The sequence below is a fragment of the Streptomyces sp. NBC_00224 genome (assembly GCF_041435195.1).
Taxonomy (GTDB): domain Bacteria; phylum Actinomycetota; class Actinomycetes; order Streptomycetales; family Streptomycetaceae; genus Streptomyces.
Map to the genome: position 1 here is coordinate 2,271,752 of NZ_CP108106.1, position 13,456 is coordinate 2,285,207.

Annotated in this window: 11 protein-coding genes and 5 tRNA genes; 6 read left to right on the forward strand and 10 right to left on the reverse strand. The window is 74.5% G+C overall.

What is annotated here, in order from left to right; genetic code table 11:
* The 3 genes from OG965_RS10125 to OG965_RS10135 form a co-directional block, all read right to left on the reverse strand.
* Positions 1-837 (reverse strand): GNAT family N-acetyltransferase, encoded by an 837-nt coding sequence (locus OG965_RS10125; protein WP_371651319.1) that lies wholly within the window; start codon positions 835-837, stop codon positions 1-3.
* An 81-nt stretch (positions 838-918) separates the two neighbouring features.
* Positions 919-1,740 carry an aminotransferase class IV gene (locus tag OG965_RS10130; protein WP_371651321.1) on the reverse strand — a complete coding sequence of 274 codons (822 nt, stop codon included), beginning with the start codon at positions 1,738-1,740 and terminating at the stop codon, positions 919-921.
* The gene (locus tag OG965_RS10135; RefSeq protein WP_371651323.1) at positions 1,741-2,787 is read right to left on the reverse strand and encodes a chorismate-binding protein; all 1,047 of its coding nucleotides are present in this window, start codon (positions 2,785-2,787) and stop codon (positions 1,741-1,743) included.
* A gap of 202 nt (positions 2,788-2,989) precedes the next feature.
* On the opposite strand from OG965_RS10135, the gene OG965_RS10140 reads away from it, so the two are divergent.
* The 5 genes from OG965_RS10140 to OG965_RS10160 all read left to right on the forward strand — a co-directional run bounded on the left by OG965_RS10140 (position 2,990) and on the right by OG965_RS10160 (position 3,468).
* Positions 2,990-3,062: transfer RNA gene (locus tag OG965_RS10140), tRNA-Gly, on the forward strand.
* Between the two features lie 39 nt (positions 3,063-3,101).
* Positions 3,102-3,175: transfer RNA gene (locus tag OG965_RS10145), tRNA-Cys, on the forward strand.
* A 1-nt stretch (position 3,176) separates the two neighbouring features.
* Positions 3,177-3,248: transfer RNA gene (locus OG965_RS10150), tRNA-Val, on the forward strand.
* 26 nt (positions 3,249-3,274) lie between these two features.
* Positions 3,275-3,346, forward strand: a tRNA-Val gene (locus tag OG965_RS10155).
* Positions 3,347-3,396: 50 nt separating this feature from the next.
* Positions 3,397-3,468, forward strand: a tRNA-Val gene (locus tag OG965_RS10160).
* 84 nt (positions 3,469-3,552) lie between these two features.
* On the opposite strand, the gene OG965_RS10165 is transcribed toward OG965_RS10160, so the two are convergent.
* The 4 genes from OG965_RS10165 to OG965_RS10180 form a co-directional block, all read right to left on the reverse strand.
* A complete protein-coding gene (locus OG965_RS10165) occupies positions 3,553-3,873 on the reverse strand; it encodes a zf-TFIIB domain-containing protein (RefSeq protein WP_371651325.1) in 321 nt (106 codons plus the stop codon).
* 60 nt (positions 3,874-3,933) lie between these two features.
* Positions 3,934-4,938 carry a phosphotransferase gene (locus tag OG965_RS10170; RefSeq protein ID WP_371651327.1) on the reverse strand — a complete coding sequence of 335 codons (1,005 nt, stop codon included), beginning with the start codon at positions 4,936-4,938 and terminating at the stop codon, positions 3,934-3,936.
* A 287-nt stretch (positions 4,939-5,225) separates the two neighbouring features.
* Complete coding sequence (locus tag OG965_RS10175; protein WP_371651329.1) at positions 5,226-5,435, reverse strand: hypothetical protein; 210 nt, start codon at positions 5,433-5,435, stop codon at positions 5,226-5,228.
* A gap of 187 nt (positions 5,436-5,622) precedes the next feature.
* The gene (locus OG965_RS10180) at positions 5,623-5,889 is read right to left on the reverse strand and encodes a hypothetical protein (protein WP_190089580.1); all 267 of its coding nucleotides are present in this window, start codon (positions 5,887-5,889) and stop codon (positions 5,623-5,625) included.
* A gap of 201 nt (positions 5,890-6,090) precedes the next feature.
* On the opposite strand from OG965_RS10180, the gene OG965_RS10185 reads away from it, so the two are divergent.
* Positions 6,091-7,314, forward strand: a complete 1,224-nt coding sequence (locus OG965_RS10185) for a serine/threonine-protein kinase (protein WP_371651331.1) — start codon at positions 6,091-6,093, stop codon at positions 7,312-7,314.
* An 87-nt stretch (positions 7,315-7,401) separates the two neighbouring features.
* On the opposite strand, the gene OG965_RS10190 is transcribed toward OG965_RS10185, so the two are convergent.
* The 3 genes from OG965_RS10190 to cobT all read right to left on the reverse strand — a co-directional run bounded on the left by OG965_RS10190 (position 7,402) and on the right by cobT (position 13,155).
* Entirely contained in the window at positions 7,402-8,217 is an 816-nt protein-coding gene (locus OG965_RS10190) for a TrmH family RNA methyltransferase (protein WP_371651333.1), read from the reverse strand.
* Between the two features lie 64 nt (positions 8,218-8,281).
* Positions 8,282-9,511, reverse strand: coding sequence for a uroporphyrinogen-III C-methyltransferase (cobA, locus tag OG965_RS10195; protein WP_371651335.1), 1,230 nt, complete (start codon positions 9,509-9,511; stop codon positions 8,282-8,284).
* A 143-nt stretch (positions 9,512-9,654) separates the two neighbouring features.
* A complete protein-coding gene (gene cobT / locus OG965_RS10200) occupies positions 9,655-13,155 on the reverse strand; it encodes a nicotinate-nucleotide--dimethylbenzimidazole phosphoribosyltransferase (protein WP_371651336.1) in 3,501 nt (1,166 codons plus the stop codon).
* Positions 13,156-13,456: the final 301 nt, after the last annotated feature.

The window sequence follows — 13,456 nt, forward strand, 5'->3', positions numbered from 1 at the left end:
CTAGAGGAGAGCCTTGGCCCGGTTGTACTCCGTCGGCTCGTACCCCAGCGACTCGTACAGCCGCACGGCCGGGGTGTTGTCGGTGAAGACGTGCAGGGCCAGCGTGGACATGCCGTCGGCCAGCGCCGCCCGCTCGGCCAGCAGCATCAGGGCCCGGCCGTGGCCCCGGCCCCGGTGCTCCTCGGCGACCGCCACGTCGTAGACGTACGCGGCGGGCCCCGTCTCCAGCTCCTTGCGGGCGACCCAGACGTGTCCGACCACGGCGTCGCCGCTGACCAGCACCTCCAGGTGGACGCCGGGCGTCGCCAGGCCGTGGGGCAGCTGGTCGCGGTGGTCGGCCTCGGACTTGGCGCGGGCCTGGTCGGCCGGGACGCCCCGGGCGATCCAGCTGCGGGCGTAGTTCTCCTGCTCGTCGTGGTGCCAGACGGTGTACTCGGCCTCGGTCATCGGGCGCCCGGTGACCGAGGCGGGCAGGGCGGGCGGCTCGGCGGGCAGCCGCTTGACCATGTTGCGGCTGCGTTCGGTATAGCCGAGCGCGTCGGCCATTCGCAGGGCCGCGAGGGCGTCCGCGGGCACCGCCGCGCGCACCTGGGTGCAGCCCCAGCCGCGCAGCACCTCCTCGGCGGCGAGCGCGGCGACGGTCCCCCGGCCGCGGCCCCGGTCGGGCCCGTCGATGCGCAGCCCTCTGATCACCCCCATGGCGGGGCCGAACGCCGCGTCGGTGGCGACGGTGATGGTGCCGACGCGTCTGCTGTTCACACAGACGTCGTACGTACGGGAGGCGGCGCCGTCGGCGCCCTGCTGGAGCGGCCCTGTCGGCCGAATGGTCGTGGTCATCAAGGCCGTTGTACCTGCCGGACCGCCGTCCGTCACCGGATTTGTCGGGACGGGTCCGCTCGCTCGGGGTCTGCGCGGCGGCTACGGGTCGAGGTCGGAGGCGGCCCGCTCGTCGAAGACGCGCATCGCCTTGGCGGTGACCGGGCCGGGCGTGCCCGTCAGCTCGCGGCCGTCGACCCGGTGCACCGCCTGGACGTCCCTGAGGGTGGAGGTCAGGAAGACCTCCTCGGCGGTCTCCAGCACCTCCAGGGGCAGCTCGGTCTCCTGGGCGCCGGTCCACTCCACGACCAGCTCGCGGGTGATCCCGGCGAGGCAGCCGGAGGCGAGCGGCGGGGTGTGCAGCTGTCCGTCGACGACGACGAAGACGTTGGAGCCGGTCCCCTCGCAGAGCGCGCCGACGGTGTTGCCGAAGAGCGACTCGGTGGCCCCTTGCCCGTGGGCGCGGGCCAGCGCGACGACGTTCTCGGCGTACGAGGTGGTCTTGAGCCCGGCGACGGCGCTGCGCTCGTTGCGCGTCCAGGGGACGGTGATCACGGCGGTGGTGTCGGGGCGGCGCCGGGTCCCGCCGACCGCGACGACCAGCGTCGGGCCGGTGTCGCCGCGCTCGGAGCCGAGCGGGGCGAGGCCGCCGGTGTAGGTGATCCGCATACGGCCGAGTGCGACGGGGTTGGCGTCGAGCACGGCGGCGCAGGCGCGGCGGACCTCGTCCAGATCGGGGTCGGGCAGCCCGAGGCCGCGGGCCGAGCGGGTCAGCCGGGCGAGGTGGCGGGTGAGCGCGAACGTCGTCCCCTTCTCCGCCTTCACCGTCTCGAAGATGCCGTCGCCCGCGGTTATCCCGTGGTCGAGGACGGACACCTGTGCGGCGTCGGCGTCCCGCAGTCCGCCGTTCACCCAGATCTGCATTTACGCGGTCCTTCCACTCTGCGTATACGCGCCCGACGCTACCGCGAGGAGCCGTGCGGCCTTCAGCTCGGTCTCGGCCCACTCCCGCTCGGGGTCCGAGCCCCAGGTGATGCCCGCGCCGGTGCCGAAGCGCAGGACGCCCCGGGGGCGGTCGATCCAGAAGGTGCGTATACCGACGGCGAGCTCGGCCCGGCGCCGGTCGGCGTCGACCCAGCCGATGCCGCCGCAGTAGGGGCCGCGCGGGGCGGTCTCCAGGGCCTCGATGATCCGCAGCGCGCTGGACTTGGGCGCCCCGGTGACCGAGCCGGGCGGGAAGGAGGCGTCGAGGAGGTCCTTCCAGCCCGCTCCTTCGCGCAGCTCCCCGCGTACGGTCGAGACGAGGTGGACCAGGCCCGGGTGGGGCTCGACCGCGCAGAGCTCGGGCACGGTGACCGAGCCGGTGGCGCAGACCCGCCCCAGGTCGTTGCGGACCAGGTCGACGATCATCACGTTCTCGGCGTGGTCCTTCTCCAGGAGGTCCTCGGCCGTGCGGCCGGTCCCCTTGATGGGCCCGGACTCGACGACCCGTCCCGTACGCCGCAGGAAGAGTTCGGGCGAGGCGGTGGCGATCTCCACGCCGTGCGCGGGCAGCCGAATCGTTCCTGCATAGGGGGCGGGGTTGCCCCGGGCGAGCAGGGCGGTGAGCGCGTCGACGTCGGCGGCGGCCGGGTCGGGCAGCGGCGCGGTCAGGACGCGGCAGAGGTTCGCCTGGTAGACCTCGCCGGCCGCGATGTGCTCGCGGATCCTGCGCACGCCCGCGGTATACGCGGCGCGGTCGAGGGAGGACGTCCAGTCACCGGCGGCGGGCCCGCGCCAGGCACCCGGGACGGGCGCGGGGACGGGCACGGCCCGTACGTCCGCGAAGCGGGCACAGACGAGACGGCCCTCGAAGTCGGCGGCGACGGCCCAGAAGCCGGAGGAGTCCAGCGCCTCCGGGTCGGCGGTCACATCGCGGAGATCGGAGGCGAGGAGCCCGCCGAAGCGGGCCAGAGGAGCGAGGTCATGCACGGTTGTGAGTCTAGGGGCGCCGCCGTACCGCCGCCCCGGACCGGGCGCGGACCAGGCAGGACGCCGGGTCCGGGGCGGACCCGGCAGCGGGCACGGGGCGGGCACACCGCAGCACGCTGCACAAACGCGTTTTTGTACTGGCCCAGGAATCCGCTAGAGTTCAACACGTCGCCGGGACGCGCAAGCGAAACGGAAACGACAAGCGGACGTGGCTCAGTTGGTAGAGCATCACCTTGCCAAGGTGAGGGTCGCGAGTTCGAATCTCGTCGTCCGCTCGATGTGGGGGATCTTCCCGAACCCCTGCTCTCACTCCTGGTGGAGTGGCCGAGAGGCGAGGCAACGGCCTGCAAAGCCGTCTACACGGGTTCAAATCCCGTCTCCACCTCCAAGGACGATTAGCTCAGCGGGAGAGCGCTTCCCTGACACGGAAGAGGTCACTGGTTCAATCCCAGTATCGTCCACTGGATCTTCTCGAAGATCTGTACCCGCGCGATTAGCTCAGCGGGAGAGCGCTTCCCTGACACGGAAGAGGTCACTGGTTCAATCCCAGTATCGCGCACGCAGTACCACCCGGTCCGGAACCGTCCTGTATGGTTCTGACGGACCCCCGCGCGATTAGCTCAGCGGGAGAGCGCTTCCCTGACACGGAAGAGGTCACTGGTTCAATCCCAGTATCGCGCACAGCCCGAAGCCCCCGGCCTTCTCGAAGGCCGGGGGCTTCGTCGTGCAGGGGCCCCGCTGTGCGGGGCCGCGCCGCTCACGAGCTCAGGACGAGAAGAGCATGTGGCCGAAGCCCTTGTGGCGCTTGTGGCCGTAGTGACCACCGTGGCCGCCGTGCTGCTGCGGGGCGCCCCAGGCCGGGGCGTGCGGGGCCTGGGCCGGGTAGCCCTGCGGGGCCGGGGGCGCGGGGTAGGCCTGCGGGGCGGGTGCCGGCGGGGCCTGCTGCACCCACTGCGACTCCAGCCGGGTCAGCGACTCCAGCTCCCCGTAGTCGAGGAAGATTCCCCGGCAACCGCTGCACTGCTCGATCTGGACACCGTTGCGGTTGTACGTGTGCATGGGTGCGTGGCACTTGGGACACTGCATGACCGGCTCAACTCCTCGCCGTTTCTACGATGGGCAATCAGCACCCTACGTCGGCCGCCGTCACGGGAACTCGGGCGGGAGTGCTGCGATTCGGGTACAGCTCTCGATCATGGCCAGCTCCGCCTCGTCCGGCGCTCGGCGCTCGCTCGCGCACTTGGCGAGGGCCAGGGCCGCCGTCTGTACGGTCAGGGCGCGGGCGGGCACGTCGAGTTGGGGCCAGGGGTCGCCCTCCGGTGGGACGGCGGGACCGCCCGCTTCCCGGTACGCGGCGAGGAAGCGGGCCCAGTCGCCGGGGTCGAGCAGACCCGCCGCGTACCAGGCGGCGGGGCGCGCCAAGTCCCAGGCGGGGTCGCCGAGGCCGAGGTCGTCCACGTCGATGAGCAGCCAGTCGCCGCTCCCGGCCGGGTGCCGGACGAGCTGGCCCAGGTGGAAGTCGCCGTGGCAGAGCCGGGCGGGGCCGGGCCGCTGGGTCTCGGCCCGGGCCCACGCGGGGAGTTGACCCCAGGCGCGCAGCACGGAATCACCCGCCGCGCCCCGGACCCCGGCGCCCCGCATCCGCGCCACGGCCCTGGCCGCCTTGGCGGGCCCCCGCATCGCGGGCAGCGGCCCGGGCAGCACCTCGGCCGGCGCCCGGTGCAGCCCCGCCACCAGCCGCCCGGCCTCGGCCCAGGGGGCACTGTCGGGGTCGGTGGGGTCCACGGGGGTGCCGTGGGGCCAGAGGGTGACGGGCGGGCGGCCGGGTGCTTCGTCTGCGGGCCGGTGGGGGCTGGGCGCGCAGTTCCCCGCGCCCCTTGGGGGGACGGAAGCCTCGGGCTTGAGGGGTGGCAGCAGTACGCCGTGCAGGAGGGGGTGCGCGGCGATGGACAGGCGGACGTCGAGCGCGGGCCGGTCCGTGTCGGGGGCATGCGCCTTGGCAACGACGCGGCCGTGCCGGACGACGGTGCCGTCCGGGCGGTCGGCGAGGACCTCGGCCGCCGCGCACGTCCCGCACGGGTGGCGGGGTGCGGTGCGGTGGGCCGCCGTGCGGGCGGCCTCGGCCAGGGTGGCAACGAGTGAGGGGGGCATGGGTCTCCCAGCGTACGGCTCAGCCCGCGACGGCCCTCCTGCCGAGGTGCCCCGGCCCGGGCAGGCTCTCAGGGGCGCGGGGAACTGCGCGACCAGCCACAGACGGCCCGCAGCCAAACCACCGGGCCCAGCGGAGCACCCCCGCCCATGCAAAAGGCGTTGCCCGGCCGGCTCCCCAGCCGTCCGGGCAACGCCTTTTCTGCCGTCCGCCGCACCCCCGTCCCCACGGGGCTGAAAATGGCCGGATGTCCCCGACCCGGTCCGCTCTACCGGGTCCAGGGCGCCGCTCAGCGCCCCAGCATCACGCCCACGGACGACGCTTGTGTGACCACCGCGTCCCAGCCGCCGAAGACGACTGTCAGCAGGGCCGCCAGGGGAAGGGCCATGGCCGTCGCCACCAAGGGGTGGCGCGGACCGGACCGGCGGACACCGAACGCCGCGGCGTAAGCCCTGCGTCCTTGCGTGCGGAGAACCGTCCGCGTTGCCGTGTCCGCCATGGTCCCTCTCCTGTCGATTGGGCAGCGGCGGGCGTCTGACCTCGGGGGACGAGTGCTGCACCCGCCGCTTGACCTCAACATTAGGGAAACGGCGGCCGCCGGGCGTCATGCCCTCGTACCGATTGCCGGGCCTCCCAGGGGATGAGTGGGTCCCCACTCTCGTACTCCCCTGGGTGGAGACGCGGTCCTAGGACTTGGGGTCTTCCCGGAGGGGACGGGCCTGCGCCTCCGACGCGTCCTCCCTGGGGACGGGCTGCTCGACCAGGGCCAGGACCCGGTTCGCCATGAAGCGCGCGGTGCGCACCACCGTCCCACTACGGGTGACTTCGCTCACTTCGACCACCCCTCTGCGGACGGCCGTCTCCACCCTGCGACCCGCCCGGCTTGCCACCACTTCGTACGTCCGTGTCGTGTCACCCGCGTCCACGACTATCTCCACACGGTCACCCTTCACTGATCCAATCCCCCTTCTGCGACGGACGGTTGAGATCACGCTCGCGCCAGCGCGCCCCGCACGGCGGCTCGCTGACCACTCTTCAAGTTTCCCACCGGGCACTGACAATCGATCGGTGCGCGAGGGCGCGGCCTATGAGCACACCGGCCCGGGGGTACGTAAGCTGTGCCACGTCAACAGGACCGGGCAGCGGGGATGAAAATGGCGATGATGCGGCTCCGGCGCGAGGACCCGCGTGTCGTCGGCTCGTTCCGGCTCCACCGGCGCCTCGGCGCGGGTGGCATGGGTGTCGTCTACCTCGGCTCCGACCGGCGCGGCCAGCGGGTCGCGCTGAAGGTGATCCGGCCGGACCTCGCCGAGGACCAGGAGTTCCGCTCGCGCTTCGCCCGCGAGGTGTCGGCGGCCCGGCGCATCCGCGGCGGCTGCACGGCCCGGCTGGTCGCGGCCGACCTGGAGGCCGACCGCCCCTGGTTCGCGACGCAGTACGTGCCGGGCCCCTCGCTCCACGACAAGGTCGCCGAGGAGGGCCCGCTGGCCGCGTCCGAGACCGCCGCGATCGGCGCCGCGCTCTCCGAGGGGCTGGTGGCGGTCCACGAGGCCGGCGTGGTGCACCGGGACCTCAAGCCGTCCAACATCCTGCTCTCCCCCAAGGGCCCCAGGATCATCGACTTCGGCATCGCCTGGGCGACCGGCGCCTCCACGCTGACCCATGTCGGCACGGCGGTGGGCTCGCCGGGCTTCCTCGCGCCCGAGCAGGTGCGCGGCGCGGCGGTCACGCCCGCCACGGACGTCTTCTCGCTGGGCGCGACGCTGGCGTACGCGGCGATGGGCGACTCGCCCTTCGGGCACGGCAGTTCGGAGGTCATGCTCTACCGGGTCGTGCACGAGGAGCCGCAGCTGCACGGGGTGCCGGACGCGCTGGCGCCGCTGGTGCGGGCCTGTCTGGCCAAGGACCCGGAGGAGCGTCCCAGCACGCTCCAGCTCTCGATGCGGCTCAAGGAGATCGCGGCGCGGGAGGCGCAGGGCGGCGGCCTGGACGCGCGCCCGCCCGCCCAGCGCGACCGCTCCGAGGCGGACCGCCCCACCGGGCGGCTGAGCGAGCGCACCGAGCGGTACGAGCACGACGAGCGCACCCAGCGCTACACGGAGACCGGCCGGGGCACCGGCGCCGACCAGCGGGAGCGTGCTCCGCGGGGGTCGGCGCCGCGCACCGGAGGCTCTCGCCCGCCCGCGCCCCGCGGCGCCGCCCGCACCGGCAGCCGTACCAACGGCACCAACGGCCGCCCCGGCACGCGCCCGGGCACCCGTACCGGCACGGGCCGGCTGCGCCCCGCCAACCCGCGGCTGCTGCGCCAGCGTCTGATCGTGTTCTTCGTGGTCACGCTGATCGTGGCGCTGGGGATCGCGGCGGCGCAGCAGCTCTAGGCTCTTCGGGTTGGCTTTCGGCTGCGGGCCGTATGCGGCTGGTCACGCAGTTCGCCGCGCCCCTTAAGTGCGCCCCTGCGGGGCGCGCTACTCGGGGCGGCCCGTCGCGACCGCGTAGAAGGCGACTGCCGCCGCCGCGCCCACGTTGAGCGAGTCGACGCCGTGGGCCATCGGGATGCGGACCCATTCGTCGGCCGCGACCAGGGCCTGGGTGGAGAGCCCGTCGCCCTCCGCGCCGAGCATCAGGGCCACCTTGTCCAGCCGGTGGGGCGCCGCCTCGTTGATGGCGGAGGCCTTCTCGTCCGGGGTGAGGGCGAGCAGCCGGAAGCCCGCCTCGCGCACGGTCGCCAGGCTCTTGGGCCAGGCATCGAGGCGCGCGTACGGGACGGAGAAGACCGCGCCCATGGAGACCTTCACCGAGCGGCGGTAGAGCGGGTCGGCGCAGTCCGGCGAGAGCAGCACCGCGTCCATGCCGAGGGCGGCCGCGCTCCGGAAGATCGCGCCGATGTTGGTGTGGTCGTTCACGGCTTCCATCACGGCGACCCGGCGGCTGGTCGCGAGGATCTCCTCGGCCGTCGGCAGCGGCTTGCGCTGCATCGAGGCGAGGGCGCCGCGGTGCACGTGGTAGCCGGTGACGCGCTCGGCGAGGTCGGGGCTGACCGCGTAGACCGGCGCCGGGAGCTCGTCGATGACGTCGCGCATGACGTCGACCCACTTGGCGGAGAGCAGCATGGACCGCATCTCGTAACCGGCGTCCTTGGCACGTCTGATGACCTTCTCGCCCTCGGCGATGAACAGGCCCTCGGCGGGCTCGCGCTTGCGCCGCAGCTCGACGTCGGTCAGGCCCGTGTAGTCGCGCAGGCGCGGGTCGTCGGGGTCGTCGATGGTGATGAGATCAGCCACAGGGTGATACTGCCTTGTCCTGGGTGTGGTGCCAACGGCCCGGACCGAGATCCGTTACCGCGGGTTACGTAGTGGGGTGGGCAGAACCCACGGTGACGACGTCACCGATCACGATGACGGCCGGCGGCCGCACGTCCTGCGTGGTCACAGTCTCCCCCACGGTGGCGAGGGTCGCGTCGACCCGGCGCTGGGCGGCGGTGGTGCCCTCCTGGACAAGGGCCACGGGGGTCTCGGGGTTCTTGCCGTGGGCGATCAGCGTCCGGGCGATCGCGCCGATCTTGTCGACGCCCATCAGAATCACCAGCGTGCCGGTCAGCCGGGCGAGCGCCTCCCAGTCGACGAGCGAGCGCGCGTCGTCGGGCGCCACATGGCCGCTGACCACGGTGAACTCGTGCGCCACACCCCGGTGGGTGACGGGGATCCCGGCCGCGCCCGGCACCGAGATGGAGCTGGAGATGCCCGGGACGACCGTGCACGGGATGCCCGCCTCGGCGAGCGCGTGGAGCTCCTCCATGCCGCGGCCGAAGACGTACGGGTCGCCGCCCTTGAGCCGGACCACCGCCTTGCCCGCCTTGGCGTGCTCGATCAGCGCGTTGTTGATGGCCTCCTGGGCCATGAACCGGCCGTACGGGATCTTCGCGGCGTCGATCACCTCGACGTGCGGCGGGAGTTCGTCGAGCAGGTCGCGCGGGCCGAGCCGGTCGGCGATGACCACATCGGCCTCGGCGAGCAGCCGGCGGCCGCGCACGGTGATCAGGTCCGGGTCGCCGGGGCCGCCGCCGACCAGGGCGACGCCGGGGGTCCGGGTGCGGTGGTGCGGGGCGACCAGGGTGCCGTCGCGCAGGCCCTCGACCACCGCGTCGCGGATGGCGGCGGTGCGGCGGGGGTCGGGGGCGCCGCCGGTGAGCACGGCGACCGTGACGCCCTCGCTGCGGCCGGTGGCCGGGGTCCAGGCGGTGGCCTGGCTCGCGTCGTCGGAGCGCACGCACCAGACGCGGTGGCGCTCGGCCTCGGCGGAGGCGAGCCGGTTGGCCTCGGTGTCGCTGCTGGCGACCAGGGCGTACCAGGCGTCCGCGAGGTCGCCGTCCTCGTACGGGCGGCGGTGCCAGGTGATCTCGCCGGTGTCCGCCATCGCCTCCACGGAGGGAGTGGCGCCCGGGGAGACCAGGACGATGTCGGCACCGGCCGCGATCAGGGCCGGGAGGCGGCGCTGGGCCACCTGGCCGCCGCCGATGACGACTACGCGGCGGCCGGTGAGGCGCAGGCCTACGGGGTACGCGGGGTTCTCTGCCATGGCGGGTGGCTCCTGGTGCGGCGTCGGCGGGCGTCGTCGGAGGACAGGGGCGTCGCCCCGGACCCCATTGTCTGCGGACCGTCGCCCGGCGCGCCCCCCGTTCCGTACTGCGGAACGGGCGGGCACACCGGGTACGACAGTGGCTACTTCTCGGTAACTCCGGCCGAGTCGAAGGTCGCGACCTCGTGCATCGCCCGGGCCGCGCTCTGGACCAGCGGCAGGGCGAGGAGGGCGCCCGTGCCCTCGCCGAGGCGCAGGTCCAGGTCGACCAGCGGGCGCAGGCCCAGCTTGTTCAGGGCCGCGACGTGGCCGGGCTCCGCGCTGCGGTGGCCCGCGATGCACGCCGCCAGGGACTCCGGTGCGATGGCCCGGGCGACCAGGGCCGCCGCGCCCGCGCTCACGCCGTCCAGGATCACCGGTGTACGCAGCGAGGCGCCGCCGAGGATGAAGCCGACCATGGCCGCGTGCTCCAGGCCGCCGATCCCGGAGAGGACGCCGATCGGGTCGGCCGGGTCCGGGCTGTGCAGCTCCAGGGCGCGGCGGACCACATCGACCTTGCGGGCGTGCGTCTCGTCGTTGATGCCGGTGCCGCGGCCGGTGACCTCGGCCGGGTCGACGCCCGTGTAGAGGGAGATCAGGGCGGCCGACACGGTGGTGTTGGCGATGCCCATCTCGCCCGTGAGGAGCGCCTTGTTGCCCGCCGCCACCAGGTCGCGGGCGGTCTCGATGCCCACCTCGACGGCCGCGATGACCTCCTCGCGGGTCATGGCGGGCCCGGTGGTCATGTCGCCGGTGCCGGGGCGCACCTTGCGGGGCAGCAGCCCCGGGGTGGCCGGGAGTTCGCTCGCCACGCCCACGTCGATGACGCAGACCTCGGCGCCGACCTGGTTGGCGAACGCGTTGCAGACCGCGCCGCCGCCCAGGAAGTTGGCCACCATCTGGCCGGTGACCTCCTGCGGCCAGGGGGTGACGCCCTGCGCGTGCACACCGTGGTCGCCCGCGAAGATCGCCACGGCGGCGGGCTCCGGGATCGGCGGCGGGCACTTGCGCGAAAGGCCGCTGAGCTGCGCGGCGATGATCTCCAGCATGCCGAGCGCACCGGCCGGCTTGGTCATCCGCTTCTGCCGCTCCCACGCCTCGCCGAGCGCCTTGGCGTCCAGCGGGCGGATGTTGGCGACGGTCTCCTGGAGCAGGTCGTGCGGGTCCTCGCCGGGCAGGGCGCGGCGGCCGTACGTCTCCTCGTGGACCACCCAGGACAGCGGGCGCCGCTTGGACCAGCCCGCCTGCATCAGCTCGGGCTCCTCCGGGAACTCGTCCACGTACCCCACGCAGAGGTACGCGACGACCTCCAGGTGCTCGGGCAGGCCGAGCGCGCGGACCATCTCACGCTCGTCGAAGAAGCTGACCCAGCCGACACCCAGGCCCTCGGCGCGGGCGGCGAGCCAGAGGTTCTCGACGGCGAGCGCCGAGGAGTACGGAGCCATCTGCGGCTGGGTGTAGCGGCCCAGGGTGTGGCGGCCGCCCCGGGTGGGGTCGGCGGTGACCACGATGTTCACCGGGGTGTCGAGGATGGCCTCGATCTTCAGTTCCTTGAACTGCTTGGCCCGGCCCTTGGGCAGCGACTTCGCGTACGCGTCGCGCTGGCGCTGGGCGAGCTCGTGCATGGTGCGGCGGGTCTCGGCGGACCGGATGACCACGAAGTCCCAGGGCTGCGAGTGGCCCACGCTGGGGGCGGTGTGCGCGGCCTCCAGGACGCGCAGCAGCACCTCGTGCGGGATGGGGTCGCCGCGGAAGCCGTTGCGGATGTCGCGCCGCTCGCGCATCACGCGCAGCACGGCCTCGCGCTCGGCGTCGGCGTAGCCGGGGGCCGGGGCGCCCGGCTCGGCGTAGGCGTCCTCGCCGTCCGCGTCGATGCTCCCGGCCTCCGGGACCGCGTCGGCCTGGAGCGGCTCGCCCTGCTCGACGGCCTCGGCGGCCGGAGCGACCGGGGCGATCTCCTCAGCCGCGTCCTCGTCGTCCTCGATGATCACTGGAGCGGGCGCGGCCTGCTCCGGCTCGGCCTCGGCGGCCAGGGGCTCGGGCTCGTCCGTGACCAGCACGGGAGCCGGTGCCTCGGGGGCCGCCGGAACCGTCTCGGGCCGCGGCTCCGGGACGGACTCGGCGCGGGGTACGGGCACGACCGGCGTCGCGGCGGCCGGGACGGGCACGGCCTGCGGCTCCACCGCGTCCGGCTCCCGCGCCGGCGCCTGCTCGTGGACCTCGGCCACGGGCTCGGCGGGCACGGGCGCCACCTCGGGCTCCACGGCCTCCACGGCCTCCGGCGCCACGGCGACCGGTGCGACGGCCTCGGCGACCGGCTCCGGAACCGCGGCGGCCACGGCGGCGACGGGCTCGGCCACGGCGTCCGCGGCCTCGGGGCCCACGGCCACGGGCGCCACCGGCGCCGCGGGCTCGACGACCGTCACGGCCACCGGCTCCGGCTGCCCGCCCTCGGGCTGCGAGGGCCCCACGGGCTGAGGGATCTGCGGCGACGGCTCCGACGCGGCGGCCACGACCGGCCCGGCCACCGGCTCGGCGGCGGGCACCGCGACGGGCTCCGGCGCCGGTACGGGCGCGTGCTCGGCGGCGGGTGCGGCGACCGGCTCGACCGGCGACGGGGCCAGGTGCGGCCCGGTCGGGACCGAGCCCTCCACCGGCACGAACTGACCGACGGCGGGCGGCTGTACGGCCGCGACGGGCAGCACGGGCACCACGGGCGAGACCGGCGGCAACGGCGCCATGACCGGCGACGGCTGCTCGGCGGCGACGGCGTGGACGGGCACCCCGGCTGCCACGAACTCCGCCGGGACGACCGTTTCTGCGGCGCTGACCAGGCTGTTCGGTGACTGCTGGGGTTCCGGCTGCGCGAGGGACGGCTGGGGCTGCACGGCCTGCGGCAGAGCGGCCTCGGCTCGTACGGGCTCGGGCTGCCGGATCCGCTGGGCCGGCTGCGGCTCGGGCGCGGGCTGCGGCGCCGGGGCCTGCACGGCCTCCTGCGGCGCCACGGACTCCCACGGCGTCGCGCCCTGCGGCGGGAGCTCGCTCAGCTGGGGGGCGGGCCGGGGCGCGGCCGCCTCCTCACGGGGCACGTCCAGGTATTCGGGGCCGGTGGTCGGCGGGCCGGGGGTGCGCACCGGGGCCGGGTTCACCGGGGCGCCGGCGGCCGGGCCGCGGTCGGCGAGGGACCGTACGACACCGCCGGAGGCGTCGGGCACCTGCGGGCCCATGTGCAGCGGGCGGCGCGCGGGCGGGGGCGTCGCGGACTGGGTGCGGACGGCGCCCAGGTCCACCGAGCCGGAGTCGCGTCCGCCGGCCTCGTGGGCGCCGGGCTCGGCGGGCTGCTCCGGGGCGGGGGCGACGTGGGCGGCGTGCGCCGGGGACGGCACCGGCACGGGGGCCGCGAGCGGGGCGGGCGCGGACTGCGGGTCGATCCAGGCGCCCTGGGCGCCGGGCATCAGCAGGAGGTCGTCGTCGTCCGCGCCGAGCGCCGAACCGTCGGAGGGGTCGAGGAAGGTGTACGCGCCGGGAGCGGGGACGCCCGGCTGCTCCACCATGCCTGCGTCCTCCGGCAGTCCCTCGCCCGGGACCTGGCCGGTGTCAGTCATGCGTACCCCTCGCCCATCTGTAGTGCTTCCTCGGCCTGCGCCCGGGGACCGCCCACGCACGGCGCGCCCCGCACCCGTCAACAAGAACGAGCGGGTCCGCCGCGCGGTGCGAACGTCCCGCGAACACAAAGCATTCTCGCGGGAGATCGCCGACCTGGCGCCCCGTCTCGGCCACGGAACGTGTGGGGTGCGCCACGTTGCGCTTCCCCAGGATCCGACGTACCGCGACAGGGCCCCAAACCGGTTCCCCATTCCGGACATTGACGAACGTAGCGCCGAACGGCCCGGTGCGGTACAACAG

What these genes read in the sequence shown, in the direction of transcription:
- OG965_RS10130 (WP_371651321.1), bottom strand. Translation starts at nt 1,740, where the DNA reads ATGCAGATCTGGGTGAACGGCGGACTGCGGGACGCCGACGCCGCACAG.
- OG965_RS10165 (WP_371651325.1), bottom strand. Translation starts at nt 3,873, where the DNA reads ATGCAGTGTCCCAAGTGCCACGCACCCATGCACACGTACAACCGCAAC.
- cobA (WP_371651335.1), bottom strand. Translation starts at nt 9,511, where the DNA reads ATGGCAGAGAACCCCGCGTACCCCGTAGGCCTGCGCCTCACCGGCCGC.
- OG965_RS10170 (WP_371651327.1), bottom strand. Translation starts at nt 4,938, where the DNA reads ATGCCCCCCTCACTCGTTGCCACCCTGGCCGAGGCCGCCCGCACGGCG.
- OG965_RS10185 (WP_371651331.1), top strand. Translation starts at nt 6,091, where the DNA reads ATGGCGATGATGCGGCTCCGGCGCGAGGACCCGCGTGTCGTCGGCTCG.
- OG965_RS10175 (WP_371651329.1), bottom strand. Translation starts at nt 5,435, where the DNA reads ATGGCGGACACGGCAACGCGGACGGTTCTCCGCACGCAAGGACGCAGG.
- cobT (WP_371651336.1), bottom strand. Translation starts at nt 13,155, where the DNA reads ATGACTGACACCGGCCAGGTCCCGGGCGAGGGACTGCCGGAGGACGCA.
- OG965_RS10125 (WP_371651319.1), bottom strand. Translation starts at nt 837, where the DNA reads ATGACCACGACCATTCGGCCGACAGGGCCGCTCCAGCAGGGCGCCGAC.